Origin of the sequence: Oscillibacter hominis (assembly GCF_014334055.1) — a bacterium.
GTDB classification, from domain to species: Bacteria; Bacillota; Clostridia; order Oscillospirales; family Oscillospiraceae; genus Oscillibacter; species Oscillibacter hominis.
The window spans coordinates 2,271,718-2,297,122 of the sequence record NZ_CP060490.1 but is presented as its reverse complement, the minus strand read 5'-3'; the positions used below and the strand labels follow the sequence as shown (position 1 = coordinate 2,297,122).

22 protein-coding genes and 2 other annotated features are annotated in these 25,405 nt (G+C 61.4%); of the genes, 14 read left to right on the top strand and 8 right to left on the bottom strand.

The genetic code is table 11. From position 1 onward, the window contains the following. Positions 1-12: 12 nt before the first annotated feature. The 3 genes from H8790_RS11390 to H8790_RS11380 are packed head-to-tail and all read right to left on the bottom strand — an operon-like array spanning position 13 to position 2,702. Positions 13-954, bottom strand: a complete 942-nt coding sequence (locus H8790_RS11390) for an AEC family transporter (RefSeq protein ID WP_187332618.1) — start codon at positions 952-954, stop codon at positions 13-15. A 30-nt stretch (positions 955-984) separates the two neighbouring features. Beyond that, positions 985-1,866, bottom strand: a complete 882-nt coding sequence (locus H8790_RS11385) for an N-acetylneuraminate lyase (RefSeq protein ID WP_187332616.1) — start codon at positions 1,864-1,866, stop codon at positions 985-987. Then, entirely contained in the window at positions 1,860-2,702 is an 843-nt protein-coding gene (locus tag H8790_RS11380) for an SDR family oxidoreductase (protein WP_187332615.1), read from the bottom strand. Before H8790_RS11380 ends, H8790_RS11385 begins: the two co-directional genes overlap by 7 nt. A gap of 496 nt (positions 2,703-3,198) precedes the next feature. On the opposite strand from H8790_RS11380, the gene H8790_RS11375 reads away from it, so the two are divergent. The 9 genes from H8790_RS11375 (at position 3,199) to H8790_RS11335 (ending at position 12,994) form a co-directional block, all read left to right on the top strand. Beyond that, positions 3,199-4,230, top strand: a complete 1,032-nt coding sequence (locus tag H8790_RS11375; protein ID WP_187332614.1) for a tripartite tricarboxylate transporter substrate binding protein — start codon at positions 3,199-3,201, stop codon at positions 4,228-4,230. Positions 4,231-4,335: 105 nt separating this feature from the next. Beyond that, positions 4,336-4,803 (top strand): tripartite tricarboxylate transporter TctB family protein, encoded by a 468-nt coding sequence (locus tag H8790_RS11370; RefSeq protein WP_187332613.1) that lies wholly within the window; start codon positions 4,336-4,338, stop codon positions 4,801-4,803. Between the two features lie 12 nt (positions 4,804-4,815). Then, positions 4,816-6,360: a tripartite tricarboxylate transporter permease gene (locus H8790_RS11365; protein WP_187332612.1), complete on the top strand. Its 1,545-nt coding sequence runs from the start codon at positions 4,816-4,818 to the stop codon at positions 6,358-6,360. A gap of 273 nt (positions 6,361-6,633) precedes the next feature. Continuing rightward, positions 6,634-7,557: a 4-hydroxy-tetrahydrodipicolinate synthase gene (gene dapA / locus H8790_RS11360; protein ID WP_187332231.1), complete on the top strand. Its 924-nt coding sequence runs from the start codon at positions 6,634-6,636 to the stop codon at positions 7,555-7,557. A 42-nt stretch (positions 7,558-7,599) separates the two neighbouring features. Beyond that, positions 7,600-8,652: a TRAP transporter substrate-binding protein gene (locus tag H8790_RS11355; RefSeq protein WP_187332611.1), complete on the top strand. Its 1,053-nt coding sequence runs from the start codon at positions 7,600-7,602 to the stop codon at positions 8,650-8,652. 121 nt (positions 8,653-8,773) lie between these two features. Next, the gene (locus tag H8790_RS11350) at positions 8,774-9,268 is read left to right on the top strand and encodes a TRAP transporter small permease (RefSeq protein ID WP_187332610.1); all 495 of its coding nucleotides are present in this window, start codon (positions 8,774-8,776) and stop codon (positions 9,266-9,268) included. Then, positions 9,253-10,554, top strand: a complete 1,302-nt coding sequence (locus H8790_RS11345; protein ID WP_187332609.1) for a TRAP transporter large permease — start codon at positions 9,253-9,255, stop codon at positions 10,552-10,554. The genes H8790_RS11350 and H8790_RS11345 overlap by 16 nt, the downstream gene beginning before the upstream one ends. Positions 10,555-10,614: 60 nt before the next feature. Further along, positions 10,615-11,955, top strand: a complete 1,341-nt coding sequence (locus tag H8790_RS11340) for an FAD-dependent oxidoreductase (protein WP_187332608.1) — start codon at positions 10,615-10,617, stop codon at positions 11,953-11,955. 25 nt (positions 11,956-11,980) lie between these two features. Beyond that, on the top strand, positions 11,981-12,994 hold the full coding sequence (locus H8790_RS11335; RefSeq protein ID WP_187332607.1) for an alcohol dehydrogenase catalytic domain-containing protein: 1,014 nt from the start codon (positions 11,981-11,983) through the stop codon (positions 12,992-12,994). A 44-nt stretch (positions 12,995-13,038) separates the two neighbouring features. Here H8790_RS11335 and nrdG read toward each other — a convergent pair whose 3' ends face one another. The 5 genes from nrdG to H8790_RS11310 form a co-directional block, all read right to left on the bottom strand. Further along, entirely contained in the window at positions 13,039-13,560 is a 522-nt protein-coding gene (nrdG, locus tag H8790_RS11330) for an anaerobic ribonucleoside-triphosphate reductase activating protein (protein ID WP_187332606.1), read from the bottom strand. A gap of 145 nt (positions 13,561-13,705) precedes the next feature. Then, entirely contained in the window at positions 13,706-14,776 is a 1,071-nt protein-coding gene (leuB, locus tag H8790_RS11325) for a 3-isopropylmalate dehydrogenase (RefSeq protein ID WP_187332605.1), read from the bottom strand. Positions 14,777-14,780: 4 nt separating this feature from the next. After that, positions 14,781-15,263: a 3-isopropylmalate dehydratase small subunit gene (gene leuD / locus H8790_RS11320; protein ID WP_187332604.1), complete on the bottom strand. Its 483-nt coding sequence runs from the start codon at positions 15,261-15,263 to the stop codon at positions 14,781-14,783. Then, a complete protein-coding gene (gene leuC, locus H8790_RS11315) occupies positions 15,260-16,528 on the bottom strand; it encodes a 3-isopropylmalate dehydratase large subunit (protein ID WP_187332603.1) in 1,269 nt (422 codons plus the stop codon). The genes leuD and leuC overlap by 4 nt, the downstream gene beginning before the upstream one ends. A 1-nt stretch (position 16,529) precedes the next feature. Next, positions 16,530-18,035 (bottom strand): 2-isopropylmalate synthase, encoded by a 1,506-nt coding sequence (locus H8790_RS11310; RefSeq protein ID WP_187332602.1) that lies wholly within the window; start codon positions 18,033-18,035, stop codon positions 16,530-16,532. A 90-nt stretch (positions 18,036-18,125) separates the two neighbouring features. Continuing rightward, positions 18,126-18,382: a binding site (T-box leader), on the bottom strand. Positions 18,383-18,719: 337 nt separating this feature from the next. Between H8790_RS11310 and H8790_RS11305 the strand changes: the two genes are divergently transcribed. The 5 genes from H8790_RS11305 to ilvD all read left to right on the top strand — a co-directional run bounded on the left by H8790_RS11305 (position 18,720) and on the right by ilvD (position 25,265). Continuing rightward, complete coding sequence (locus tag H8790_RS11305) at positions 18,720-19,925, top strand: ATP-binding protein (protein ID WP_187332601.1); 1,206 nt, start codon at positions 18,720-18,722, stop codon at positions 19,923-19,925. 50 nt (positions 19,926-19,975) lie between these two features. Beyond that, positions 19,976-20,246: a binding site (T-box leader), on the top strand. A gap of 71 nt (positions 20,247-20,317) precedes the next feature. After that, a complete protein-coding gene (gene ilvB, locus H8790_RS11300; RefSeq protein ID WP_187332600.1) occupies positions 20,318-21,982 on the top strand; it encodes a biosynthetic-type acetolactate synthase large subunit in 1,665 nt (554 codons plus the stop codon). A gap of 12 nt (positions 21,983-21,994) precedes the next feature. Beyond that, on the top strand, positions 21,995-22,519 hold the full coding sequence (gene ilvN, locus H8790_RS11295) for an acetolactate synthase small subunit (protein ID WP_187332599.1): 525 nt from the start codon (positions 21,995-21,997) through the stop codon (positions 22,517-22,519). Positions 22,520-22,583: 64 nt separating this feature from the next. Then, complete coding sequence (gene ilvC, locus H8790_RS11290) at positions 22,584-23,600, top strand: ketol-acid reductoisomerase (RefSeq protein WP_187332598.1); 1,017 nt, start codon at positions 22,584-22,586, stop codon at positions 23,598-23,600. Between the two features lie 3 nt (positions 23,601-23,603). Continuing rightward, positions 23,604-25,265, top strand: coding sequence for a dihydroxy-acid dehydratase (ilvD, locus tag H8790_RS11285; protein WP_187332597.1), 1,662 nt, complete (start codon positions 23,604-23,606; stop codon positions 25,263-25,265). The last annotated feature ends 140 nt before the right edge of the window (positions 25,266-25,405 follow it).

The window sequence follows — 25,405 nt, the reverse complement described above, 5'->3', positions numbered from 1 at the left end:
TCTTTGAATCGCTCAGAGGGCGGTCAGCACCACCCAGAAAGGAATGGTGACGACGGAAAGGAGGGTGGAGAGCATCACTGCCCGGGAGGCAAGGTCGGCATCTCCGTGGTACTTGCGGGTCAGTATGGCGCAGATGGTGGCGGAGGGCATCGCGGTCATCAGCAGGATGGCCCGCACGGCAAAGGTCCGCACGCCCAAAAGCCCATAGACCAGCAGGAAGAGGAGCCCAGGCACGCCGATGAGCTTCAGCGCAACGATTTCATAGAGGCGGCGCTCTCCAAACAGGGACTTGAGGTCGCACTTGCCCAACTGGGCGCCGATGAGGAACATCACCAGGGGCACGGTGCCTCCGGCGGCGGTGGAGAGCAGCTTGTTCACCAGCTCCGGCAGCTGTATGCCGCTGAGCAAAATCGCCACGCCGCCCACCGCGCAGAGGAAGCAGGGGTTCAGAAGGCCACGCAGGTTCATGCGCCGCGCCTGACCGCACCCAACCTGGACAATCATCATGCCAAAGGAGAAGATGCACAGGTCGTTGATCACCTCCCCGCAGGCGGCGAACAACAGCGCGTCGGTGCCCAGGAGCATTTGCAGCAATGGGATGCCGATGAAGCCGGTGTTGGAAAAGGTCATGAGGAACAGCGTGATGTAACCGGGGTTGGGCCCTGTCCTGCGCAGCTTCATGTAGAGGAAGCCGGCCGCAATACCCAGCGCGATGCCGGCCGCCATGGTGCCCAGCGCCGTGCCGGCGTCTATCAGCAGCTGGGGGGTCAGGGTGTTGTGGATCAGGGCATTGAGAATGGTGGCCGGAGAGAGGTAGTTGACCACGATGGCGGACAGGCCGTCCATCTGCTCTCCGCTGATCCAGTTTTTCCTTGCGAAGAGGAAACCTGGGATGGTCAACAGCAGAAACAGCACGACCGAAGAGACGGCGGTGGCCAGGACTTCCTGATTCATATAGGGTGCTCCTTTGAGATTTGGTTGGGATCAGGCAAACAGCTCCCGGACGGAAGCCTTGGCCTCCTCCGTCAGCGGCGCGAAGGGGCTGCGGCAGGCGCCGCAGTCGATGCCGCGCACCGTCCAGCCGTATTTCACCGCGCTGAAGATTCCGGCCTTCACCATGACCTCCACCCGGTGGTTGATGAGGTTCTGCTGGGCAAATGCCTCGGCCATGCGCCCGGCATTGTAGAGGTCCCGCACCTTTAAAAAGGTGGGGGCAAACAGGTTCACTGTGGTGCCGATGGTGCAACTGGCGCCCATGGAGAGCGCGCCTAAGAACATCTCGTCAAAGCCGTTGATGAGTACCTTGTCGGGATAGGCCACGGACATCCGCTCCAGGCTGTAAAGGTTCTGGGAGGTGTGCTTGATGCCGATGATCCGCGGGTCGCTGAGCAGCTCCGCCGCATTGTCCTTGCTGAACTCCACGCCGGTGAACTGGGGGATGTTGTAAAGGATGGCCTCCAGCCCGGGGACGGCATCCAGCACCGCTTTGTAGTAGCCGGTGATCTCCGCCATGGAGAACTTATAATAGTAGGGCGGGATCATGGACACCGCCGCGGCGCCGGCGCTTTTGGCATGACGGGCCAGGTCGATGACATCGGCGGTGCGGATGGTGCCCACATGGGCCACCACCGGCACCCGGCCGGAGACCTGGCGCAGCGTGCACTCCAGAATCTTTTTCCGCTCCTCCAGCGTCAGCAGCAGCCCCTCTCCGGAGGAGCCGCAGCAGTAGAAGCCCTCCACGCCGTCGGCGATCTGAGCCTCCACGATCTGGGCAAGGGCCTCATAGTTGACGCTCTCGTCAGCGTGCATGGGCACGGTGAGGGCGGAAAAAATCTTCTGCAGTTCGGGATGGGCGGAATTTACCATGCTGTCCAGCCTCCGTCGATGATCAGGTTGGAGCCGGTCATAAAGGAGGACGCCTTGGAGGCCAGGAAGATGATGGCGCCGTTGTACTCATCCTCCTGGGACATGCGGCCCATGGGCATTCTGGCGCAGAAGTTGCCCTGGAAGGTGGCGTCCTGGGTGTCCCTCCACACGCCGGCAGGCGTCAGGGTGTTCACCCGGATATCCTGCTTGCCCCAATAGGTGGCCAGGTAGCGGGTCAGGTTATAAATGCCGGACTTGGCGGCGGAGTAGGCCACAGGCTTGATGAAGGGCACGCTGGTCTGCTCCTTTTTATAGGCATAGATGTCCTGGATGGGGGAAACCATGCCGTAGATGGAGCCGATGTTGATGATGGAGCCGCCCTTGTTGGCCTTCACCATCCGGGCGCCCACCGCCTGGCAGGCCAGGAAGGTGCCGACCAGGTTCACATCCACCACCTCGCGGAACACCTCCTCGGGGAAGTTCTCAAAGGGGCCGGAAACCTCCGGGGGCGCGGAGGGCTGGGTGTCGATGCCGGCGTTGTTCACCAGCACGTCGGGGGCGCCGCCCCAGGCCTGTTCCATCTCGTCCAGGGCCTTGTTGAGGCTCTCCTTGCTGGTGATGTCCACGGTGTAAAACTTCAGGCGGTCGGAGGTGTACTGCTCCTTGGTGTAAATCTTTTCGATCTTCTCCTGGGGGACGTGGCGGCCCCACACGGCCACCCGTGCACCCCGCTCCCAGAGGGCCTTGCTGAACTGCGCGCCCAACTGGCCCATGCCGCCGGTGACGATGCAGATCTTGTTTTCTACGCTGAACAGAGGATCGTTGCTTGTAATCATAGGAATGCTCCTTCCAATTATTAGAATTTCAAATTGTGCCGCGAAGACGGCGCCCATGCCAAAGTCTCCGGTCCGCACGCGGCAGCCCAGGTCCAACAGACATCATACAAAAAACAATAATACATTTTATAAAAAAGTCAAGCTTTTCTTTCAAGTTGGTGAAAAACGCGGAAAAAGAAGCTGTAAAAATAGCAAAAATTTTCTTCCAAATATTTAACAAAAAACAAACGGGCTTTTTAGTTAAAACGGAGGAATTGTGAAAACACGGCGGTTTCTGACCAAAATAGATTGACATTGGGGGCAAAGTCATCTAACATAAACTGCGCGACATCGTACAATATGATGATTGTGAAAAGAAGCTGTAAAGGGTGGATGGTCTCATCTGACCCTGCAATTCTTGCTGCGGATGTGGAATTTGGGACATCCGGCGGCGGTTTCTGATCGGCTGCTCATTTGAGCTGTTGATAAATACATCTGAAAAAATGGAGGATTTACCATGAAGAAGTTTTTGTCTTTGGCCATGGCTCTTGTGCTGGCCCTCTCTCTGGTGGCCTGCGGCAACAGCGGCGGCGGCTCTGCTTCCGGCAGCGCGTCCGGCAGCGGCAGTGCCAGCGGTTCCGGTTCCGGCGAGGCCGGCGGCGTGACCTTTGACCACGACATCACCATGATCGTTCCCTGGTCTGCCGGCGGCGGCACCGACACCGTTGCAAGAAAGCTGGTTGAGAACGCCGAGAAGTATCTGGGCGTAAAGATCAATGTGGAGAACGTCACCGGCGGCAGCGGCGCTGTGGGCCTGGCCCAGTTGCTCTCCGCGGAGCCCGACGGCTACACCCTGGCTTTGCTGCCTGTTGAGCTGTCCTTCCTGAAGGAGCAGGGCGTCTACACCTTTGACTTCAGCGACTTCACCCAGATCTGCAACATCAACTCCGACCCCGCCGCCCTGGCTGTCTCCGCCAGCTCCGACTTCCAGTCCGTGGCTGACGTGGTGGAATATGCCAAGGCCAACCCCGGCGCCCTGAAGATCGGCCACTCCGGCACCGGCTTCCTGTGGCACCTGGCCGGCGGCCTGTTTGCCGACGCTGCCGGCATCGAGGTCACCTATGTCCCCTATGACGGCTCTTCCACCGGCAACGCGGCCCTGATGGGCGGCGACATTGACGCCGTCACCTTCTCCGGCGCCGAGGAGACCGCGCTGGAGGCCTCCGGCGACATCCGCGTCCTGGCCACCTTCTCCGACGAGCCCATGACCATCTTCAGCACCGATGTCCCCACCATGAAGGACGAGGGTTATGATATCACCCTGTCCACCTTCCGCGGCATCGGCGGACCGGCCGGCATGGATCCCGAAGTGGTTGCCGCTCTGGACGAGGCCTTCGGCAAGATGAGCGAGGAGCCCAGCTTCATCGAGGCCATGGACAACATGGGCCTGGGCATCAAGTACCTGCCCACCGAGGAGTACAAGCAGCTGTGCGACGAGACCGCCGCCAGCATGAAGTCCGTCTGCGAACTGCTGGGCCTGTCTCAGTAATCGCGAAAACCTGAAGAAAAGCTCCTGCTTTTTGCCGCCCCGGACTGACCAGGGCGGCGGGAGCAGGAGCTCCTTCTGATTATACAGCTGAAAGGAAAAAAGGCCATGGAATCAACAAAAAAGAGGAACTGGATTGATATTGTCGTATCACTGGCCGTCTATGCTGTGACCATCTTTGTGTTTGTCTACAGCGCCTCTTTCAAGGCAACCGCCGACAATTCCCTGAACCCGGACGTATGGCCCCGCATCATCTGCGTGCTGATGAGCGTGGCAGCCACTGTGCAACTGGCCAATGCCCTGCGGGGCAAGCTCACCACCAGTGTGACGGTAGCCAACAAGAAGGAAGTGATCATCGCCATCGGGCTGATCATCCTTTATGCCGTTTTGCTCAAGCCGGTGGGTTACATCCTGTGCTCCCTGATCCTGATGGTTTGCCTGCTGAAGCTGTTCCGGGTCAAAAAAGTGTGGGTCTATCTTGTTCTGCCCCTTGCGACGACACTTGCCTCTTACTATCTCTTCCACATGCTGCTGCTGGTCCCCCTGCCCAAGGGCCTGCTGGCGTTCCTGGGTTAAAAGGAGGGTATCATGAGTTTATTGATTGACGGTTTCGTGCGGATGATCGAAAACGGCGGCTGGCTCTACCTGATGATCGGTGTGATCGCCGGCGTGGTCATCGGCTCCCTGCCCGGCCTGACGGGCACCATGGGCATGACGCTTCTCTTGCCCTTCACCTATTCCCTGCCCTCCGACGTGGGCCTTTCCCTGCTGATCGGTATCTTTGCCGGCGCCATCTACGGCGGCTCCATCTCCGCCATTTTGCTGCGCACCCCCGGCACCCCTGCCGCCGGCGCCACGCTGATCGACGGCTATCCCATGGCAAAACGGGGCGAGGCCGGCAGGGCGCTGGCCACTTCCACCATCGCCTCGGCAATGGGCGGCCTGATCGGCGCCCTGGTGCTGACTTTCCTGGCTCCTACCATTGCAAAAATCGCGCTGAAGTTCGGCGCGCCTGAATACATTTGGCTGGCTGTGTACGGCCTGACCATGATCAGCTTTGTCTCCGGGAAGTCCTTGATTAAGGGCTACATCGCCGGCCTGGTGGGCCTGCTGATGGCCACCATCGGCATTGACCCCATCAGCGGCAGCATCCGTTTCACCTTTGGTTCCATGAACCTGCTGAGCGGCGTGTCGCTGCAGGCGGTGCTCATCGGCCTCTTTGCCATGGCCCAGGCGCTCAACAGCGTGGAAGAGTATGACCAGCCCCAGGCCAAGCAGCTGAAGATCGAGCACATCGGCATCTCGGCCAAGGACTTCCTCCGGATTCTGCCCCACGTGGTGAAGTCCGCCTTCATCGGCACCTTTGTGGGCGCCGTGCCCGGCACGGGCACGGATATCGCCGCTTTCTTGTCCTATGGCGAGGCCAAGCGCTCCAGCAAGCATCCGGAGGAGTTCGGCAAGGGCGCCATCGAGGGCATTGCCGCTCCGGAGTCCGGCAACAATGCCTGCGTCAACGGCGCCCTGATCCCCATGTTCACCCTGGGCATCCCCGGCGAGGCCGGTACGGCGGTGCTGCTGGGCGGACTGATGGTGCTGGGCCTGACCCCGGGACCGCTGCTGTTCCGGGATCATCCGGAGACCATCTATTCCGTGTTCGCCGCCACTATCACCTCCAATCTGTTCATCGTGATTTTCGGCCTGCTGTGCGCCCGGCTCTTCGCCAAGGTGCTGTCCCTGCCGAAGAACATGATCACCGTGGTGATCTTTGTTTTGGCGCTGACCGGCTCCTTTGCCATGCGCAACAATGTATTTGATGTGATTACCACCGTGGTGGCCGGCATCGCGGGCTACTTTATGACCAAGGCGGACTACCCGGTTGCCCCGGTGCTTTTGGGTATCATCTTGGGGCCCACCGTGGAACAGAACCTGTCCCGGGCACTGCTGATCTCGGGCGGCAGCTATACCATCCTGTTTACCCGGCCCATCTCCATCCTCTTCATTGTCATCATCGCCGCCACACTGTTCTCCAATCTGCGCAAGCAGAGCAAGAACAAAAAGAGCAAGAGCGATCTGGTGGCAGAGGAAGTGGCCGCGGAAGTGGCCAGTATCGAGGCCCAGGAAGAGCAGAAATAAGCAAGCATTGCACAAAAAGGAGAGGCGTATTTGCGCCTCTCCTTTTTCTGTTAAGCGGCTGTTAAGGTTTTTTGAAGGTCAAAAACAATCTTTACAAAAAATGAATGGGTATTTTGTTGAAAACATAAATTCTGTGTTGGAAAAGCATATTTTACCTGGCAAAACATTGACAAGTTATATAAATTCGGATACATTGACAATATGATTTCATGACGTCGTACAATCAGATGTTATGGGAAATAGTGAGATTTTATGGAGATGGAAGGGACCTACATGAACAAGTTTGTAGCAAAGTACGGGCAGATACTGCTGCCGCTGATCACGCCGTATGACGCCAACGAGGACGTGGATTACGGCAAGTACGCTGAGCTGATCGAGTACCTGATCGAGAAGGACCTGTGCGATTCGCTGATCGTGACGGGCACCACGGGCGAGGCCAGCCTCCTGACCTTTGACGAGCGCGTGAAGCTGATGGAAACAGCGGTGAAGGCCGCCGCCGGCCGCAAGCCGGTCATCGCCGGCACGGGCTGCGCCTCCACCAAGGAGACGGTAGCGCTGACCAACAAGGCGGTGGAGCTTGGCATTGAGACCTGCCTGGTGGTGTGCCCGTTCTACAACAAGCCCACCCAGGAGGGGCTCTATAACCACTTCAAGACCCTGGCCGAGAGCACCAAGGCCAACATCATGCTCTACAACATCCCCATCTTTGTGGGCGTGAACCTGGAGGCGGAGACGGTGCGGCGCCTGGCGTCCATCCCCAACATCATCGGCATCAAGGACGAGGCGGGGATCAACCCCACCCAGGTGACGGACTTCTTCCTGGCCACGGCGGACGTGGATCCCGACTTCGCCATCTACAACGGCGACGACGTGATGCTGCTGCCCACCATCGTGCAGGGCGCCATGGGCCTGGTGTCCGGCGGAGCCCACATCTTCGGCCATGAGATCCGCGCGATCTTCAAGGCCTTTGCGGAGGGGGACAACGAGAAGGCCAAGGAGCTGTTCGTGCCCATCTACCGCTTCTGCAAGTCCACCGGCCAGAACGGCCGCATCCTGCCCAACTCCATCCTGCGCCCGGCCATTGAGGCCGTGACCGGCATCAAGCTTGGGCCGGCACGCAGCCCCCTGGCTCCCGCCACCGAGGAGGAGATGAAGGTCACCCTCGGCATCCTCAAGGAGATCGGCAAGCTCAACTGAGCTGTTGATAAATGACAAAAGAAATCAAATAGGAGGAAAACCATGAAAAAGTTTCTGTCTTTGGCAATGGCACTTGTAATGGCACTTTCCCTGGCGGCCTGCGGCAGCAGCGGCTCCGGCAGCGCGTCCGGCAGCGGCAGTGCGTCCGGCAGTGCCTCCGGCTCTTCTGCGCCCTCCGGCGAGAAGATCACCATCCGTCTCGCGGACGTTCAGGCGGAGAACGACGTGGAGACCCAGTTCGAGTATAAGTTTGCCGAGCTGGTTTCCGAAAAGAGCAACGGCCGCATCGAGGTCCAGGTCTATCCTGCCGGCCAGATGGGCGAGATGGCCGATATCCTCAGCTCCGTGCAGATGGGCTCCATCGAGATGTGCCGCACCAACCCCTCCTGGCTGGCCGATGCCGGCGCCGAGTCCATGAACCTGCTGTCCCTGCCTTTCGTGTTCAAGGATTTGGAGAGCGCCAACAAGGTGCTGGAGAGTGAAGTGGGCGACACCATGCTCCAGGAGATCGTGGACAAGGGCCTGGGCGTCTACGGCCTGGGCTATCTGGAGCCCTCCGGCAGATATTTCTTCTTCAAGAACAAGGAAGTCTCCAGCCTGGACGACATCAAGGGATTGAAGATCCGCGTCCCGACCAACTCCCTGGCCACCTCCATGGTGGAGAGCCTGGGCGCTTCCGCCACCCCCATTGCCTACAATGAGCTCTACAGCTCCCTGCAGACCGGCATTGTGGACGGCGCCGACAACCCCCTGAAGGGCATTTTGAACATGAGCTTCTATGAGGTCAGCTCCTATGTCCTGGATATGGCGCACCAGTACGAGGCCAGCATTATGCTGGTGGGCGAATCCTTCTGGAATAAGCTGAGCGCGGAGGACCAGGCCATTTTGCAGGAGGCCATGGACGAGGGCGCAGCTTACTACAAAGAGATCGCTGAGGCTGAGCTGGACGGCTACCGCACCGCTCTGGAGGGCAAGGGCCTGACCTTCGTCACCCCCGACAATCCCCAGGAGTGGATGGATGCCGTGCAGCCCATGTACGCCCAGTTCTCCGTTGGATATGAAGATCTGCTGCAGCAGATTCAGGACATGCAGTAACTGATCCTGACGGATTGCGTGTGATGCGGGGCCGTCGGTAAAACGCACCGGCGGCCCTGCTTCCAATTTAGGAGCGGTGGACCGCGCCTGCCTTGGTACGGTTCAGAGAGGAATCTGATATATGGAACATGAATTGGGAAAATCAAAGGTGGAGCGGGTCATCGACCTCCTCTACAGCTTGATCCAGTGGATCTGCGTGATCTGCCTGGCCGGTCAGGTGGTGGTGATCACCTGGGCGGTCTTTGGGCGGTTCGTGCTCAACAACACGCCCTCCTGGGCGGAGGAAGTCTCCAAAATCCTCATGGTGTGGATGTCGCTGATGGCGGCCGCCCTGGCGGTCAAAGATGACACCCACGTGCGTATGACCATTTTTGACAAACTGTTCGGCCCATTGGGGCTGAAAATCCGCAACACGATCTTTGCGCTTTTGAATATCTTTTTCTGCGGCGTACTCTTCTGGAAGGGCCTGGACCTGATCGAACAGACGTCCCGCACGAAGTTGCCCGGCAGCGGCCTGCCCTCCTCCGTGCTGTACGGCTCGGTCTGTATCGGGGGCCTTGCCATGACCATCATGCTTTTGTACCAATTGGGGAGGACGCTATGTCAACGGAAGTAATTGCTACGATCATTCTCCTGGGAAGCTTTTTCCTGCTGATCTTCCTGGGCAACCATATTTTGTTTTCCATCGGCGCGTCCACCCTGCTGACGGTGCTGTACTTAGGCATTCCCCTGCAAACCGTGGCCCAGCAGACGGTAAAGGGACTCAACTCTTTCTCGCTGATGGCGGTCCCCTTCTTCATCCTGGCCGGCGAAATCATGGGCGCCGGCGGCATCACCCGGCGGCTGGTGAAGCTGGCGGATGCCCTGGTGGGCTGGATGCGCTGCGGCCTGGGCATGGTCAACATTGTGGCCAGCACCTTTTTCGGCGGCATCTCCGGCTCCCCCACTGCGGACGTATCCTCCATCGGCGCCATGCTGATCCCGGTGATGGAGGACAACGGTTATGACACCGAGTTCTCCGCGGCCGTCACCATGGCCAGCTCCGTCCAGGGCCTGCTGATCCCGCCCAGCCACAATATGGTCATCTTTGCCATGGCGGCCGGCGGCGTCAGCGTGGGCCAGCTCTTTATGGGCGGATTGATCCCGGGATTGTTCCTGGGCCTGGCGCTGATGATCTACTGCTATATCGTGGCCCGGAAGAAGAACTATCCCGTGGGCGACAAATTCTCTCTGAAACGGACGCTGCGGGCCACTTGGGAGGGCATCTGGGGCCTTGGCACTGTTCTGATTGTGGTGCTGGGCGTGGTCACCGGCGTGTTCACCGCCACCGAGTCCGCGGCCATTGCCTGCATCTATGCGCTGATCGTCACCTTCGCGGTGTACCGGGAGATTCCCCTGAAGGAGATCCTCAACATCATGCGCAACAGCCTCAAGACCCTGGCCATGGTCATGGCGCTGATCGGCATCTCCTCTGCTTTCGGGTGGGTGGTCTCCTACCTTCAGATCCCCACCAAGCTGACCAATCTGCTGCTGGGTATCTCCTCCAACAAGATTGTCCTGCTGCTGATCATCAACCTGCTGCTTTTGATTATGGGCACCATGATGGATATGATCTGCTCCATCCTGATCATCACCCCCATCATTCTGCCTGTGGTCACCGCCATCGGAATGAGCCCCATCCAGCTGGGCGTCATCATGATTTTGAACCTTGGCATCGGCCTCATCACCCCGCCGGTGGGCGTGCTGCTTTTTGTGTGCAGCGCCATTGCAAAGCGGTCCATAGAACAGCTGACAAAGGCCATGCTGCCATTTTACGCTGTCATGATCGCAGTGCTGCTGGCCATTACCTTCATCCCGCAAATTTCCACAACGCTGCCCAATCTGATCTACGGCCTGGGCTAAATTGAACCGCAAAATCGCCCAAGTACAGTACTTGGGCGATTTCCAATGGGAGGAATGCATATGAACATCAATCGAGCCGCCAGGCCTCTGGACCGCACCGTCCGCTGCGGCGTGGCGGTGGTGGGTGGGGGCATCGCCGGCGTGATGGCGGCGGCCGCCGCGGCGAAATGCGGAGCCCGGACGCTGTTGGCGGAGTCCTCCACCTTCTTAGGAGGCGTGGTGACCATGGGCCCCCTGGAGGCGCTGATGACCCCGGAGGATTCGAACGGAACCGTGATTGCCGGCATGGCCAAGGAGTTTTTGGACTTCCTCCGCACCCTGGACAGCGGCGCCCGGGCGGTGGAGGACACCACCGGCTACTGCGCCTCCATCGTGCCCTATGACGCGGAAACCATGAAGTTTGCACTGCTGAAATTCCTGCAGCATTATGATGTCACCGTATTGACCGAAGCCACGCTGGAGGAGGTGGAGCGCTCCGGCGCATCCATTTCCGCGCTGCGCCTGCGGACTAAGACCGGGGCTGTCCGGGTGGAGTGCGGCGCTGTGGTGGACGCCACCGGCGGCGGCTACGCCTCCTACCTGGCGGGCAACGACGTGGCGGTGGGGAATGAATCCGGCCGCAGCCAGCCGGTAACGGTGCTCTGCCGCATCGCAGGCGTGGACATTGATCTGCTGAAGGAGTATGTGGCCGCTCACAGCGAGGAGTTCAAGACCTTTCAGAAGGAGCTGAACCTTCAGGCGGAGCACCTCCACCTGTGGGGCTTTACGGGGGCGCTGAAGGCGGGCCATGATTCCGGCGCGCTGAACCTTAAGCGCCATGAAATCCACATGATGCAGACTACCCGCCCCGGCGAGGTCATAGCCAATTACTCCCGCATCAACGCGGATCCCCTGGACCCCTTTGCCCTCTCGGATGCCCAGTGCCAGGGCATGGAGCAGGTGCGGGAGCTCCACGGCTGGTTCCGCCGCACCATCCCCGCCTTTGCGGATTCCTACATCGTCCAGACCGGCTATGTGGGCGTGCGGGAGAGCGGCCGGGTTGTGGGCAGGTATACCCTAACCCGGGACGATATCGTGGCCGCCCGCAGCGGTCCCACGGATGTGGCCATGGGAGCCTTCCCCATCGACATCCACCAGAGCGGCGACGGCATGAAGTTTGAGCGCATCGTGTCCGGCTACCACATCCCTCAGGAGTGCCTGATGGCCCGGTCGGCAGAGAATCTGTTCCTGGCCGGCCGCTGCATCAGCGCCACCTTTGAAGCCAACGCCTCCTGCCGCATCTCCATGACGTGCATGTCCACGGGACACGCCGCCGGGGTGATGGCGGCGGCGTACGCCGCCGGGACGTTTACCACGGCGGCCGTGCGTGGTATACTGAAGGAGCAAGGAGCAATTTTATAACTCCTGTGGAAAGGAGAACCATAATATGAAAGCAGCTGTAGTCACAAAAATCGGAACGCTGGAGGTCCTTGATGTCCCCATGCCGGAGCTGGGCCCCTATGACGCGCTGTGCGCCCTGTGCTACGGCGCAACCTGCGCCGGGACGGACATCCACCTGATGGATGGAAAGCACCCCTTCCCCGTCTCCTTCCCCACCGTGCTGGGCCACGAGAGCGTGGGCCGGGTGGTGGAGGTGGGAGCCAAGGTGAAAAACCTCCACGTGGGTGATTTGGTGAGCCGTGTGGGCTATCCGGGAGCAGCGGGCCTGGGCTCCAACTGGGGCGGATTCGCCGAATATGGCGTGGCCCGGGACCACTGGCAGATGAAAAAGGACGGTGTGGACTTGTCCCTCTGGAACCGCAGCCGGGTGAACCAGATCATCCATCCCTCCATTGACGAGAAGACTGCGCCCATGATCATCACCTGGCGGGAGACCCTCTCCTATATCAGGCGGCTTGGCGTGGGCAGCGGAAGCCGGGTGCTGCTGGTCGGCTCCGGCGGCAACGCGCTGTCCTTTGCCGCCCACGCGTGCAACTTAGGCGCGGAGCTGGTGGTGGTTGGGAGCCTCTCCAAGGAGAAGGCATTCCGCACTCTGCCGCTGCGTGCGTACTTCAATTATAAAGATGAGGCCCTGCCGGAGGCGCTTCAGGCCGAATTCAGCGGCGGTTTTGACGTGCTCATCGACGGCGTGGGCGGCTCCGACGTGGTAAACCGGGTGCTGGGCGTGCTGCGCCGGGACGCGGTTGTGGGCGTCTACGGGTGGAACAACCGGGCGGCCTACGGGCTCAATCCCTTCCTGGCGGCACACAGCTTCCGGGTCTATGCAGACGGCTACGATGAGGAGGAGACCAACGCGGAGGTGCAGGCCATGATCCTCCGTGGCCAGCTGGATGCCTCGCTCTGGTACGACATGGACCACCCGGTTCCCCTAAAGGAGTTGGGCCGGGCCTACGACAGCCTCCGCCGCCACGAGGCCTTCAAGTACCTGATCGCCCTGTAAAGATCAAAAAAGGAACGCTTCCCAAATAGGGAAGCGTTCCTTTTTCAGCCGTTCCAAAGGACGATGCGGCCCGCTTTACGGCTTTGGTTCAAGTCGATGAGCCGCTGGTTGGAGCTGCCGCGAAACCGCAGGGAGATGTCGTGAAGCGCCGCCACATACCGTCCGTCCACCAGCACATCCAAAAGGCCCAGCATCTCCTCCGTCACCTCGCAGTGGGGATAGCTGTCCGGTGAGAGCAGCTCCTCATAGGTGAAGCCGGAAAAGCTCCAGATGGTCTTGCGCCGCAGCGTCCGGCGCACCCGGTGCAAAAACGGAACCAGGGCCCGCTGGTTTTCCGGCTCAAAGGGCTCTCCGCCCAAGAGCGTCAGTCCGCTGATGTAGTCCGGCGCCAGAAGGCTCAGCAGCTCCTCCTCGGTCTTTGCGGTGAAGGGCCGCCCGTAGTCAAAGGCCCAGGTCTGGGGCTGGAAGCACTGCTCACAGTGGTTGGTGCAGCCGGAGACGAACAGGCTCACCCGGACGCCCTCGCCGTTGGCAATGTCGCAGTTTTTGATCTCTCCGTAGTACATATGGACTCCTTGATGATTCGGTTTGGTTTTGGCCGCAGTGTTTGGGCTGGCGCGCTGCGCAGTATCGCGATTGAGGACATTGTACCATAGCGCGATACAAAAGAAAAGGCCCGGCCGGAAGTCCCGGCCGGGCCAAGCATGCGGTTCAGATGGCCTCGCGGATGAGCCGGCCCATCTCCCGGCAGCCCACGGCGGTGCAGCCCTCGCTCATGATGTCGCCGCAGCGGTAGCCCGCGTCCAAAACACGGCTCACCGCGTCCTCCACGGCCCTGGCCTCCTCCATTAGGTCAAAGGAGTCCCGCAGGAGCTCCGCCGCCGCCAGGATGGTGCCGATGGGGTCGGCGGTATCGGTGCCGGCGATGTCCGGCGCGGAGCCGTGGATGGGTTCGTAGAGGCCCAGGGTGCCGCCTCCAAGGGAGGCGGAGGGGATCATGCCGATGGAGCCGGTGATGATGCTGGCCTCGTCGGAGAGGATGTCGCCGAAGAGGTTCTCCGTAACGATCACGTCGAACTGAGAGGGGTCCCGGACGATCTGCATGGCGCAGTTGTCCACATACATGTGGCTGAGTTCCACGTCCGGGTAGCCCTGGGCCACCTCTGCGACCACACGGCGCCACAGCCGGGAGGTGGCCAGCACGTTGGCCTTGTCCACAGAGGTGACCTTTTTGCGCCGCTTTTCCGCCAGGCGGAAGGCCACGTGGGCAATGCGGCGGATCTCCTCCTCGCTGTAGGCCATGATGTCGGTGGCCTTTTCCTGGCCGTCCGCCTGCTCGGAGCGGTGCTCGCCGAAGTAGACGCCGCCGATCAGCTCCCGGACCATCAAAAAGTCGATGCCTTTGTCCGCGATCTCCGGCCTCAGGGGGCAGGCGCGGCGAAGCTGGGGGAAGAGCCGGGCCGGGCGGATGTTGGCATAGAGGCCCAATGCGCCCCGCAGGCCCAGAAGGCCCCGCTCAGGGCGGATCTCCTTGGGGACGGCGTCCCACTTGGGGCCGCCCACCGCGCCTAAGAGCACGGCATCGGAGGCAAGGCAGGCGTCCACGGTGGCCTGGGGCAGGGGGACGCCGCACTCGTCGATGGCGCACCCGCCCATGAGCACGTCGCTGTAGCGGAAGGTGTGGCCGAACTTAGCGGCCACTGCGTCCAGGACGGCGACTGCCTCGTTTACGATCTCCGGGCCGATGCCGTCGCCCCGGATGACAGCAATTTTCTTTTCCATGGCGTCACCTCTTGATGGAGGCCATCAGGCCGCCCTTATCGATCATGTCCCGGATGAACGGCGGGAAAGGCTCCGCCTGATAGGTTTCGCCCCGGGTCAGGTTGGTGATGACGCCCGAATCAAAGTCCACGCTGACCTCATCGCCGTCCCGGATGCCGTCGCTGGCGGCCTCGCACTCCAGGATGGCAAGGCCGATGTTGATGGCGTTGCGGTAAAAGATGCGGGCAAAGGTCTTTGCGATGACGCAGCTGACTCCGGCTGCCCGGATGGCGATGGGCGCGTGCTCCCGGGAGGAGCCGCAGCCGAAGTTAAAGCCGCCCACCATGATGTCGCCGGGCTGGACCCGCCCCACAAAGGAGGCGTCGATGTCCTCCATGCAGTGGGAGGCCAGCTCCCTGGGGTCCTGGGTGGCCAGGTACCGGGCGGGGATGATGACGTCGGTGTCTATGTTGTCGCCGTATTTGAATACTGTACCGTGTGCTCTCATGCGTCCATGACCTCCTTGGGATGGGTGATTGTTCCGGTGACGGCGGATGCCGCCGCCACGGCGGGAGAGGCCAGATAGACCTCACTGTCCACGTGGCCCATGCGGCCCACGAAATTGCGGTTGGTGGTGGAGACACAGCGCTCCCCTGCGGCGAGGCAGCCCATGTGGCCGCCCAGGCAGGGGCCGCAGGTGGGCGTGGAGACCGCGCAGCCCGCCTCCAGGAAGGTGTCCATCCAGCCCTGGCGGATGCACTCCTGATAGACCCGCTGGGTGGCGGGGATGACGATGGCCCGGACGCCCTTGGCGATGTGCCGGCCCTTGAGCACCGCGGCGGCAGCCGCCATGTCGGCGCTCTGGCCATTGGTGCACGAGCCGATCACCACCTGGTCGATGGCGATGTGTCCGCTCTCAGCAGCACTGTGGGCGTTTTCCGGCAGGTGGGGATAGGCCACGGTGCAGTCGATCTCACTGAGATTCAGCTCCACCGTGCGGACGTATTCGGCGTCTGCGTCGGCCTCAAAGGCTTCCCAGGGCCGGTTCACCCTGCCCTCCACATAGGCGCGGGTCACGTCATCCACGGCAAAAATGCCGTTTTTGGCGCCGGCCTCAATGGCCATGTTGGCCATGGTCAGGCGGTCGTAGATGGTCAGGCTCTTCAACCCCGGGCCGGAGAACTCCAGGGACTGGTACAGCGCGCCGTCCACGCCGATCCGGCCGATGAGGTGTAAAATGGCATCCTTGCCGGAGACATAGGGCCGGAAGGAACCTGTGACGTGGACATGGATGGCGGCCGGGACCTTGAACCAGGTCTGGCCCGTGGCCATGGCTGCGCCCATATCGGTGGAGCCCACTCCGGTAGAGAAGGCGCCCAGGGCGCCGTAGGTGCAGGTGTGGGAGTCGGCGCCGATGACGGCCTCGCCGGGGGCCACCAGGCCCCGCTCCGGCAGCAGGGCGTGCTCCACGCCCATGGCGCCCACGTCGTAGTAGTTGTCCAGGTCAAAGCGCTTGGCAAAGGCACGGCACTGCTTGCACTGGGTGGCGGCCTTGATGTCCTTGTTGGGGGTAAAGTGGTCCATGACCATGGCGATGCGGCTCTTGTCAAAGACCTGGTCGAACCCGGCGGCCTCAAATTCATTGATGGCCACGGGAGAGGTGATGTCGTTGCCCAGGACCAGGTCCAACTTTGCCATGATGAGCTGGCCCGGGCGCACCTCGCTGAGGCCGGCGTGTTTGGCCAGGATTTTCTGCGTCATTGTCATGCCCATGTTACTGTACCCCCATAATCTTATTGATGCCGTTGATGTAGGCCCGGATGGAGGACTCGATGATGTCTGTGGAGAGGCCCCGGCCGGTGACGGTCTTGTCGCCGTAGGCAAGCTTCACCGTGGCCTCACCGATGGCGTCCTCGCCGTCGGTAACGGCGCTGAGGCTGAAGCTGCTGAGCGCCACGTCCATGCCCACAATGTGGTTGATGGCCTTGAAGGAGGCGTCCAGCGGTCCGGTGCCGATGGCCACTTCCTCGATGGTCTCGTCGTCCTTTTTCACCTTGATGCAGGCGGTGTTGGGCACATCGAGGCCCGTGTTAACCACGTGGCTGACAAAGTCGTAGGTCACGTTGTCCACCCGGCGCTGATTCAGCACCAGAGCCTCCAGATCGGAGCTGGTGATGGTTTTCTTCTTGTCCGCCAGGGCCTTGAAGCGGACGAAGATCTCGTCCAGCCGCTCGTCGCTGACCTCGTAGCCCATGGACTCCAGCTTCTCCCGCAGGGCGTGCTTGCCGGAGTGCTTGCCCAGGACCATGGTGTTCTGAGGAATGCCCACGTCGGTGGACTTCATGATCTCGTAGGTCTGGGCGTTGGCCAGCACGCCGTGCTGGTGGATGCCGGACTCGTGGGCAAAGGCGTTGGCACCCACGATGGATTTGCTGGGGGCCACGCTGACGCCGGTGATGTTGCTCAAGAGCTTGCTGGAGCGGTAGATCTGACGGGTGTTGACGCCGGTGTCGGCCTGGTAAAAATCCTGGCGGGTCTTCAGCGCCATGACAATCTCCTCCAGGCTGGCGTTGCCCGCCCGTTCGCCGATGCCGTTGACGGTGCATTCCACCTGGGTGGCGCCGGCCTGGACGCAGGCCAGGGTGTTGGCCACAGCCATGCCCAGGTCATCGTGGCAGTGGACGGAGATGTCCACCTGGTCCACGCCCTCCACGTGCTTTTTTAGATACGAGATGAGCTCCCCCATCTCCTGGGGCGTGGAGTAGCCCACGGTGTCGGGCACATTGATGACAGTTGCCCCGGCGGCAATGGCCGTGGAGTAGGCCTTGGCCAAAAATGCGGGGTCGGAACGGGAGGCGTCCTCGGCGGAGAATTCGATGTCGTCGCAGTAAGACTTGGCGTAGGCCACGTTCTCGGCAATGCTGGCAAGCACCTGCTCGCGGGTCATGCGCAGCTTGTATTCCATGTGGATGTCACTGGTGGCCAGGAACACGTGGATGCGCGGGTACTTCGCGCCCTTCACGGCTTCCCAGGCGGCGTCAATATCGCCCTTTGTGCAGCGGGCGAGACTGGCGACCTTGCAATTGGTGACGACTTCCGCAATGGTCTGTACGCTCTTGAAGTCCATGGGAGAGGCGATGGCAAAGCCGGCCTCTATGATGTCCACGCCCAGGGCGTCTAACTGCCGGGCCATTTCGATCTTTTCCGACAGGTTCATGCTGCAACCGGGAGACTGCTCCCCATCCCGCAGCGTCGTGTCAAATACCTTGATTTTGTTCATGAGAACTGATCCTCCTTACATTTCCGCCAGTGGCTGAACTGAAAACCGTCAACGAACAACGACAAATAAAAAAGGCCATCGTCTCTTTTTGAAAGAGACGAAAGCCCAAACACTTCCGCGGTACCACTCTTGTTGGTATATTGCTATACCCGCTTTCAGCATCAGTCCAATATGGACGAATCCTGCCTCTTTGGTAACGGTGAGGAAACCCGTTCGCGCCTAAGCCCACAGGGCCTCAGCTTGAATACTCGAGGGCCAGTGACGTCTCCCAGCTCCGTACCGCCTCTCACCAACCGGCGGCTCTCTGAAACATCGCGGAGGGACTTTCTCCCTGTCATCGTATCTGCTCGTTGTGTTGTTGTCTGCAAGAATACAGGAAATTTTTCCGGTTGTCAAGTCTAATTTTTGGCGAAATTGGGCTTGCATCTCCCGGATCATCCGTGTATACTGCAAGGCGTGCCGCGACCTGTAATTTTTTGAAAAAGTCCGGAAATGACGCGGATTTCTGAAAAAAGAAGAGAATGTGAGCCGGGTTTGTCCCTGAATTCACGTTTTAACCGAGAGCGCGGAGGCCCGGGCGCCCGGCCCGCTTTTCAAGGAAGGTTAGGCGGGCTTGTGGCTTTTTGCAAAGCCGCCCCGGCCGGTGCGCATCAAATTTGTTTGGATTGACAAAGGAGAGATACCATGGATATGAGGCAGACGGCGCAGACCCTGCGCCACCTTGTCATCTTTCGGAACCTTCGGGGAGAGCCGCTGATGGAGGCCCTGGCCGCCCTCTTGGAAGCGGACCGGGAAAGCGCGGCCGCGCGGATGTGCGACCTGGCGGCGGAGCTCTATCCCCGGGGTACGGATCTGCACCAGGCGGTGGAGACGCTGATGCTGCGGGACGACAACTTCTATGTCCGCGCGGCGGCCTCCCAACGGACGGTGGGGTCCCAGGCAGAACGGTGGCTGGAGCGGGAACTGGCTCTTTTGGAGGAGGCGGTCTTATCCAGCGAGGCCTTTTGCGCCCGGTTTGACCTGAAGGAACATGCGGAGGAACTGCCTGCCTGGAGCGCCGAGGGAGAGCGGTTCACCCGGGTGTACCGCCGGATGCTGGAGCGCTCGCCTCAGTCCGGATTCGGCATCTTTGCCCAGTACCATGTGTTTTCCGTCTCCCCCCAGGGCCTCCTGGTGCCGGTGGAGCACCCTGATCCCCAGCAGCTTTCAGAGCTCTATGGATATGAGGCGGAGCGGGAGAAGCTCATCAAAAATACCCAGGCCCTGCTCCAGGGCCTGCCGGCCAACAACGTGCTGCTCTACGGCGACGCAGGCACCGGGAAGTCCAGCACGGTGAAGGCCCTGGCCAACGCCTATCAGGACCAGGGGTTGCGGCTGATCCAGGTGGAAAAGAGCCGCCTGCGCCACATCCCCGCCCTGTTGGACACCCTCAGCGGCCTTCCTTTGAAATTCATCCTGTTCATCGACGACCTGTCCTTTGCCTCTGACGACCGGGACTTTACGGCGCTGAAGACCGTGCTGGAGGGCAGCGTGGCCGCCCGCTCCGGAAACACGGTGGTCTTTGCCACCAGCAACCGCCGCCATCTGGTACAGGAGACCTTCCAGCAGCGCCAGGGCGACGAGATCCACCTCAGCGACACCCTGGAGGAGGTGGCCAGCCTTTCCGCCCGGTTCGGCATTGTCATCACCTTCGGAAAGCCCGGCCGGGACCTCTATCTGAGCGTGGTGGCCCAGTTGGCGGAGCGGGAGGGGCTGGACGCGCCGGAGGAACAGCTCTTCCAGGAGGCGGAGGCCTTTGCGCTCCGCTCCGGCGGACGCTCGCCCCGGGTGGCCCGGCAATATGTTGAATATAAAATTGCCATGTCCGGACCTGGTTCTTGTGTAAATTGACGATTGACGAACAAAAGGGTTTTAGCGTACAATGCAAGTAATTTCAAATATAAAATGCGTTGAGGGGAACAAGTACCCTCCAGACCACATCAGAGAGCTGCCGGATGGTGCGAGGCAGTGGACGTTTGGAGCGGGAAGATCATCCCTGAGCAGTCCGCCGAAGGACAGAACTCCTGCCTGCGTAAGTGGAACCGGGCGCGCCCGTTAAAGCGCCGGACATTGATGGATGTCCATGAGGGGTTCGCCCTTCCGCAGTGCAGCGCGGAAGGCGGGCAATGAGAGTGGTACCGCAGAGACGTTTTTGACGCCTTTGTCTCTTTTCTATGAAAAAGAGACAAAGGCGTCTTTTGCTTTTTACTCGTAAGAGAATTACAACATAGGGGGAGATTACATTGTTATTGACAGGGGCAGAGATCATTGTGGAAGTGCTCATTGAGCAGGGGGTCACAAACCTCTTCGGCTATCCCGGCGGCGCGGCGCTGAACATCTACGATGCGCTGTATCAGCGCCGGGACCGGATCACCCACTATCTCACCGCCCACGAGCAGGGTGCGTCCCATGCCGCCGACGGCTACGCCCGCGCCACCGGAAAGACCGGCGTGTGCCTGGCCACCAGCGGGCCCGGCGCCACCAACCTGGTCACCGGCATTGCCACCGCCTACTTGGACAGCATCCCCATGGTGGCCATCACCGCAAACGTGGGCACGGAGCTCATCGGCAAGGACAGCTTCCAGGAGGTGTTCATCACCGGCATCACCACGCCCATCACCAAGCATAACTACGCCGTGCGGGACATCACCCGCCTGGCCCACACCCTGCGCACCGCCTTCCGCATCGCCTCCAGCGGCCGCAAGGGGCCTGTGCTGGTGGATATCCCTAAGGACATCACCGCCGCGACGTGCGAGTATACCCCGGAGCCGCCGGCAGCGCCGGAGGCACCGATGCAGCCCGACATGCAGCAGCTGCGCCAGGCCGCGGCCCTGCTGGCCAGGAGCCACCGCCCGGTGCTGTGCTTTGGCGGCGGCGTCATCAGCGCCAACGCCTCCCGCGAGCTGGTGGAGTTTGTCCGCAAGGCCCATATCCCCACCTGCCACACCATCATGGGCACCGGTGTCATCGGCTTTGGGGATGAGCTGGACCTGGGGATGATCGGCATGCACGGCAGTATGGTGGCCAACACGGCCATCGACCAGGCGGACCTGCTGCTGGCCGTGGGCACCCGCTTCAGCGACCGGGTGGCGCTGAAGACCGATGCCTTCGCCCCCAAGGCGCAGGTGGTCCACTTTGACATCGACCCCAGCGAGTTTGATAAGAACGTCCCCTCCTCCCTGGCTGTGGCCGGGGACCTGAAGGCGGCGCTGACCGGGCTTTTGCCCCTGGTGGAACCCCGGGACCGCTCTGGCTGGCAGGAGAAGATCGAGCTCTGGCGCGAGCGGGACTACTATCCCACCTCCGAGCCCGGCGTCCTCCACCCCCACACCATCATGGAGATCATCGGCCAGGAGGCCGGCGAGGACGCGGTGGTGGTCACTGATGTGGGCCAGCACCAGATCTGGGCGGCCCAGTACTGCAAGAAGACCAAGCCCCGGGGCTTCATCACCAGCGGAGGCCTTGGCACCATGGGCTTTGGCTACGGCGCGGCCATCGGTGCAAAGGTGGCCCTGGGCGAGAGCGCCAAGGTGATCCACGTCACCGGCGACGGGTCCTTCCACATGAACATGAACGAGGCCTGCACCGCCGTGTCCAACAACCTCCAGGTGATCACCGTGCTGATGGACAACAGGGTCCTGGGCATGGTCCGCCAGTGGCAGACCTCTTTTTACGACAGCCATTACATGTGCACTGAGCCGGAGCGCAAGTCCGACTATGTGAAGATCGCGGAGGGCTTCGGCGCCCGGGGCTTCCGGGCCGGGACGCCGGAGCAGTTCCGGGCGGCTTTGGATGAGGCGCTGCGCTCGGAAGGCCCCAGCTGGATCGTCTGCCCCATCGACCGGGAGGAGCGGGTGCTGCCCATGATCCCCTCCGGCATGACGGTTCAGGATATCATCTTGGAGTAAGGAGGAGAGAAAATGACACAGGAAAAAGTGGCCCTGGCGCTGTTGGTGGAGAACAACACCGGCGTGCTGGCCCGGGTGGCCATGATGTTCGGCCGCCGCGGCTACAACATTGACTCTCTCACCGTTTCGGAGACCAACGACCCGGGCATCTCCCGCATCACCATCGCCACCCACGGCGAGGAGAAGGTCATCGACCAGATCGTGCTCCAGACCAAAAAGCTCATTGAGGTCCGCTCCATCCGGGTGGAGGACACCTCAGCCGCCATTCAGCGGGAGCTGCTGCTGGTGAAGCTGCGCACCACGGAGAACCAGCGCAGCCGCATCAAGGAGATCTGCGAGATTTACGAGGCGAAGATTGTGGATTTGACCCGGGACAGCCTGATCGTGGAGCTGACGGGCAAGCCAGGCAAGATCGACGCGTTTTTGGAGGTGCTGTCGCCCTATGACATCATCGAGCAGTGCCGCACCGGCATGACCACCATTGGCCGCGGCTCTGCGGTGATGCCCTACGACCACACGGAGAACCACCGGGCGTAAGCGCTGTATGATTCAAAAATCCATCCCTCTTCTTGAAGAGTGGAATTTGTAAAGGAGAAGAATTATGATCAACAAGTACTATGACAAGGACTGCAACTTAGGCGTGCTGGACGGGAAGACCGTGGCCGTCATCGGCTTCGGCTCCCAGGGCCATGCCCATTCGGAGAACCTGGCTGAGAGCGGCGTGAACGTGGTGGTGGGATTGCGCAAGGGCTCCTCCCACTGGGAAAAGGCCGCCGCCTTCGCCGCCAAGTGCCCCAATTTCAAGGTGATGGAAGTGGAAGAGGCGGCCAAGGCCGGCGATGTGGTGATGATGCTGGTGCCCGATGAGCTGTGCGCCGACATCTACAACAAGCAGGTGGCCCCCTACATCACCGAGGGCAAGACCCTGGCCTTTGCCCATGGCTTCAACATCCACTTCAAGACCATCGTGCCCCCCGCCAATGTGGACGTCATCATGGTCGCCCCCAAGGGCCCGGGCCACACCGTCCGCAGCCAGTATGTGGAGGGCAAGGGCGTGCCCAGCCTGATCTGCGTGGAGCAGGACTATACCGGCAAGGCAAAGGACACGGCCCTGGCCTACGCCTCCGGCATCGGCGCCGGCCGCGCCGGCATTCTGGAGACCACCTTCAAGGAGGAGACCGAGACCGACCTCTTCGGCGAGCAGGCCGTGCTCTGCGGCGGCGTCTGCGAACTGATCCACGCGGCCTTCGACACGCTGGTGGAAGCCGGCTACGAGCCCGAGATGGCTTACTTTGAGACCTGCCACGAGATGAAGCTGATCATCGACCTCATCAACGAGGGCGGCTTCTCTAAGATGCGCTACTCCATCTCCAACACCGCTGAATACGGCGACTACCGCACCGGCAAGCGGCTGATCACCGAAGAGACCCGCAAGGAGATGAAGAATGTCCTGCGGGAGATCCAGGACGGCACCTTTGCCTCTGAGTTCCTCACCGAGATGAGCCCCAACGGCGGCCGCAGAACCCGCTTCCTGGCCCAGCGTCGCATGGCCGCCGCCCATCCCATTGAGAAGGTGGGCGCCGAGCTGCGCAAGATGATGAGCTGGCTGAAGAAGTAATCTATGAGAAGCGATAATGTGACAAGAGGCGTGGAGCGGTCCCCCAACCGGTCCCTCTTCTACGCCTTGGGCTATACGAAAGAGGAGCTGGAGCGCCCCCTGGTGGGCGTGGTCAGTTCCTACAATGAGATCGTCCCCGGCCATATGCACCTTGATAAGATCACCGAGGCGGTGAAGGCCGGCGTGCGCATGGCCGGCGGCACCCCGGTGGTGTTCCCCGCCATCGCCGTGTGCGACGGCATCGCCATGGGCCACGTGGGCATGAAATACTCCTTGGTGACCCGGGATTTGATCGCCGACTCCACCGAGGCCATGGCCCTGGCCCACCAGTTCGATGCGCTGGTGATGGTGCCCAACTGCGATAAGAACGTGCCCGGCCTCCTCATGGCCGCGGCCCGGCTGAACGTGCCCACCATCTTCTGCTCCGGCGGGCCCATGCTCTCCGGCCGCTTGCAGGATGGGCGGCGCACCTGCCTGAGCCATATGTTTGAGGCGGTGGGCGCCTATAAGGCCGGAAAGATCGACGAGTCCGGCGTGGAGGATTACGAGCTCAACGCCTGCCCCTCCTGCGGCTCCTGCTCCGGCATGTATACCGCCAACTCCATGAACTGCCTGACGGAGGGCCTGGGCCTTGCCCTGCGGGGCAACGGCACGATTCCGGCCCCCTACTCCGCGCGGCTGCGGCTGGCAAAGCACGCGGGCATGCAGGTGATGGAGCTGCTGCGCCAGAACCTCCGTCCCCGGGACATCATGACCGAGGCGGCCTTCCACAACGCGGAGACGCTGGATATGGCCCTGGGCTGCTCCACCAACTCCATGCTGCACCTGCCGGCCATTGCCCACGAGTGCGGCATCGAGCTGGACCTGGAGTACGCCAACGACATCTCCCGCCGCACCCCCAACCTCTGCCACCTCGCCCCTGCCGGCGACACCTTCATGGAGGATTTGGACCGTGCCGGCGGCGTGTGGGCCGTCATGGCAGAGCTCAACAAGAAGGGCCTTTTGGACACCTCCGTGATGACCGTCACCGGAAAGACCCTGGCGGAGAACCTGGAGGGCGTGGAAAACTTAGACCCAGAGCTGATCCGGCCCATCGACAACCCCTACTCCTCCTACGGCGGCATCGCCGTGCTCAAGGGCTCCCTGGCCCCGGAGGGCTGTGTGGTCAAGCAGTCCGCCGTGGCGGAGGAGATGATGGCCCACCAGGGCCCCGCCCGGGTGTTTGATTCGGAGGAAGAGGCCATTGAGGCCATCTACCAGGGCAGGATCGTTTCCGGCGACGTGGTGGTCATCCGCTACGAGGGCCCCAAGGGCGGCCCCGGCATGCGGGAGATGCTCAACCCCACCTCCGCCATCGCGGGCATGGGCCTGGACAAGGAAGTGGCCCTCATCACCGACGGCCGGTTCTCCGGCGCCACCCGTGGCGCCTCCATCGGCCACGTGTGCCCCGAGGCGGCCCAGGGCGGTCCCATCGCCCTTGTGGAAGAGGGGGACCTGATCCGCATCGATATCCCCAACTGCAGGATTGAGCTGCTGGTGGATGAGGAGACCCTGGCCCGCAGAAGGGCTGCCTGGGTCTGCCCGGAGCCCAAGATCAAGACCGGGTATCTCGCCCGCTATGCCAAGCTTGTGTCCTCCGCGGCCCGTGGCGCGGTGCTGGAATAAGGGCGCTATTTGGCATTTGCCTCTGCCGCCGGACCGGCGAAAGACGCCGAAGGCATGGGCAGAAAACTTACATTGCTGTCATTCTTCTCCTCATTTGGGAGCCGGAGGCGCTTTGCGTTTCCGGCTCCCGCCCTTATGGC